The sequence below is a fragment of the Faecousia intestinalis genome (assembly GCF_040096185.1).
Classification (GTDB): Bacteria; Bacillota; Clostridia; order Oscillospirales; family Oscillospiraceae; genus JAZOXB01.
In genome coordinates this window covers 1-3,126 of the sequence record NZ_JBBMFF010000034.1, presented here as the reverse complement: position 1 = coordinate 3,126, position 3,126 = coordinate 1, and the positions used below count along the sequence as shown (strand labels likewise).

Genomic DNA, 3,126 nt, shown 5'->3' with positions numbered 1-3,126 from the left:
TTCCTGCAATTTCCAAACCTCAATTTGGAACAAAATCCCTCGCTGACCGCTCTTGCAATTGAATCAGAGGTTCCCTAAATGTCGTAAATGCCCAGAATGACGATGCCCGCAACAACGAACCCGATCATAAGATAATGCTTCCATGAGAGCTTTTCCTTCAGGAACAGGCGGCTCCACAGCACGGAGGCTACGCAGTAGGCCGAGATGATCGGTGCAGACATCATAACGTGCTCCTCATCGGCCAGCGCATAGATGTAGAACAGCTGGCCGACGGTCTCGCAGGCAGCGCCGACATACTTGGGCAGCTCCGCTTTGAACGTGAACTTCTCGCGGCGGGCCAGCAGGTAGACAAGGCAGCCGATGCCGGCGGCTAGGAACGTCAGCTCATAGGCGACGTTCGCGGAGTCCTCGTTCAGGCGTTCGAGCACGAGGCTGTCGGCAAACGTCCCGGCGGCGTCGAGCAGGCAGTAGGCCACGGGCAGGCAGATGGCAAGCCAGCTCTTGGCATACTTGCGGTTCGCGTGCTCCTGACGGCGGCGGCGCAGATCGTCGTCCTCGCGCGCCTCCACGACGCCGAGGCCGACAACGCCGAGGCACACCAGACCGACGGCGCACAGGATGACCGCCTTCTGCGGGCCGTTATAATCGGACAGCGCGCCGGTGCACAGGCACAGCACGGCGACGAGCGCACCGGAGCTGTTGCAGATCGGAGACGAGATGGAAAGCTCGATGTAGCGCAGGCCGACATAGCCGAGCGTCATGGAGAGGATGTAGAGCAGGGAGACGGGCAGGTATGTCCAGACGACGTCCCAGGTGACGGAGACGTGATGGAACACGATCATATAGGCCGCATGCAGGCCCATGACGATGCCGACGGCGACGACCATTTTCAGATGGGCCGTCTTATCCTTTTCGCCGCAGCAGCCGATCTTGGAAAACAGATCGGAGCCGCTCCAGCAGATGAGCGCGATGAGTGCAAACCAGAACCAGTTCAAGGGATGATACCTCCAGATTATTTATTGTACTTCCGGCAGCGTGGCCAGACCGGCGTCTGCCATGTTCTGCAGGGACAGCAGGATGCCGAGCTTGGCATGATACCATGTCAGGCCGCCCTGAAAATAGACGGCATAGGGCGGGCGGATCGGGCCGTCGGCCGAGAGCTCAATGGACGAGCCCTGCACGAACGCGCCTGCCGCCATGATGACCTCGTCCTCATAGCCGGGCATATCCCACGGCATGGGATCGGCAAAGCTGTCGACCGGCGCAGCGGACTGGATGCCCTTGCAGAAGGCGATCATGCCCTCGCGTGAGCCGAGCTCCACGGCCTGAATGATGTCGTGGCGGGACTCCGAGCCGTTCGGAACGACGCGGAAGCCAAGGCGCTCATAGAGATTGGCCGCGAAGATCGCGCCCTTGAGCGCAGATGCGACAACGGTCGGGGCAAGGAAGAAGCCCTGATACAGCGACGGCAGCAGGCCGAGGTTTGCGCCGACCTCCTGCCCAAGGCCGGGCGCGGAGAGGCGGTAGGCACAGCGCTCGACAAGGTCCGTCCGGCCGCAGATGTAGCCGCCGATGGGAGCAAGGCCGCCGCCGGGGTTCTTGATGAGGCTGCCGACGATCATGTCCGCGCCGACGTCGCTCGGCTCGATCGGCTCGACGAATTCGCCGTAGCAGTTGTCCACCATGCAGATGATGTCCGGCTTCAGGGACTTCAGGAAGGCGATGAGCTCGCCGATCTGCTGCACGGAGAACGTCGGGCGGGTCGCATAGCCCTTGCTGCGCTGGATGGTGGCCAGCTTTGTCTTTTCGTTCACGCAGGCGCGGATGGCCTCATAGTCGAACGTGCCGTCCGGCTTCAGGTCCGCCTGCCGGTAGCTCACGCCGTATTCCCGCAGCGAACAGGGCGACGGGCGGATGCCGATGACCTCCTCGAGCGTGTCATACGGCGCGCCGACCGGCGAAAGCAGCTCGTCGCCCGGCAGCAGGTTCGCAGACAGGGCCACAGTCAGGGCATGCGTGCCGCAGGTGATCTGCGGGCGCACGAGCGCGGCCTCGGTGTGGAATGTGTCGGCATAGACGCGCTCGAGCTTGTCGCGGCCGACGTCGTCATAACCATAGCCCGTCGTTGCGGCAAAGCAGGCCGCGCTGACGCGGTTTTTCTGCATGGCGGCAAGCACCTTGGCCTGATTGGCCTCTGCGATGCGGTCTACGGCCGCAAAGCGCTCCCGCAGTCCGTCCAGCACCCGCTCGCCGAAGGCACACACCTGCGGCGAGACACCGAGCGGACGATAGATCTCTTCTGCGTTCATTTCTGATTCTCCTCTTCCTCCAGATTTTGAAAGATCTGCCGCGCCACGTCGTGCATCACGTCCGGCGGCGTCACAAGCAGTCCGTTTTTCTCATCGCCGAGCACGAGCAGCGTGTCGCCCGGCCGGATGCCGAACAGCTCGCGGGCTTCCTTGGGGATCACGATCTGGCCGCGTTCGCCGACCTTGACCGTTCCGAAAACGTGCCGCCCGCGCGGCATGCCGAGCAAATGCTTGCCTCCTGCCATCGAATCCCTCCAAAATCATATTTTTCATACTTGTACGAACGCTATTGTAGCGGCTGCTTTGCCGTTTGTCAATGGGAAATCGGCGCAGACCACCGGATTTGTCATTTCAGTAAGGCACTGCCAGTTCGTACAGGGCAGCGATAAAACGTACAAACCAATTGCGTCTGTAGCGGCACTCAGGGAGCGCCATACAGGCTGGCAGTATACGCTGCATTGCTTCTATGGCGCGAGGTCACCTGATTTGTCATTGCGAGGCCCCATCGGGGCCGTGGCAATCTCCTGCAACAGCCTGCGATTTCGCCGATGGCTTTCCTGCGCTCCGGATGGGTACTGCGAGATTGCCACGTCGGGCTTTCGCCCTCCTCGCAATGACAAACCTGTTTGTCTTACGCCGCCGAATCACCGTCCCAATACCTGCTACTGCCAATGGCGCTCCCTGAGCGCCGCTGCAGACGCAATCGGTGCCTGCCGTTTTATCGGCAGCCTGTTCGTATCGGCAGCATTGCGCCGGGCCCGGCTGTCCGCTCCCCTACAATTGCCAACGCATAAAACGGCCGGCCGGGGGAGATCGG

General features: G+C 61.7%; 3 protein-coding genes. All 3 read right to left on the bottom strand.

Annotated features, from left to right (window positions below; genetic code table 11):
• Positions 1–74 precede the first annotated feature (74 nt).
• From WMO66_RS00355 to WMO66_RS00345, 3 genes are read right to left on the bottom strand one after another with little or no spacing between them, the layout of a single operon-like run.
• Positions 75–995: an EamA family transporter gene (locus WMO66_RS00355; protein WP_349134424.1), complete on the bottom strand. Its 921-nt coding sequence runs from the start codon at positions 993–995 to the stop codon at positions 75–77.
• A 21-nt stretch (positions 996–1,016) separates the two neighbouring features.
• Positions 1,017–2,309: a methionine gamma-lyase family protein gene (locus WMO66_RS00350; protein ID WP_349134423.1), complete on the bottom strand. Its 1,293-nt coding sequence runs from the start codon at positions 2,307–2,309 to the stop codon at positions 1,017–1,019.
• The gene (locus WMO66_RS00345) at positions 2,306–2,554 is read right to left on the bottom strand and encodes an AbrB/MazE/SpoVT family DNA-binding domain-containing protein (protein ID WP_349134422.1); all 249 of its coding nucleotides are present in this window, start codon (positions 2,552–2,554) and stop codon (positions 2,306–2,308) included. The genes WMO66_RS00350 and WMO66_RS00345 overlap by 4 nt, the downstream gene beginning before the upstream one ends.
• Positions 2,555–3,126 lie beyond the last annotated feature (572 nt).

Bases quoted from the DNA above. Each gene is read 5' to 3' on its own strand.
- WMO66_RS00350 (WP_349134423.1), bottom strand. From the start codon at position 2,309: ATGAACGCAGAAGAGATCTATCGTCCGCTCGGTGTCTCGCCGCAGGTG.
- WMO66_RS00345 (WP_349134422.1), bottom strand. From the start codon at position 2,554: ATGGCAGGAGGCAAGCATTTGCTCGGCATGCCGCGCGGGCGGCACGTT.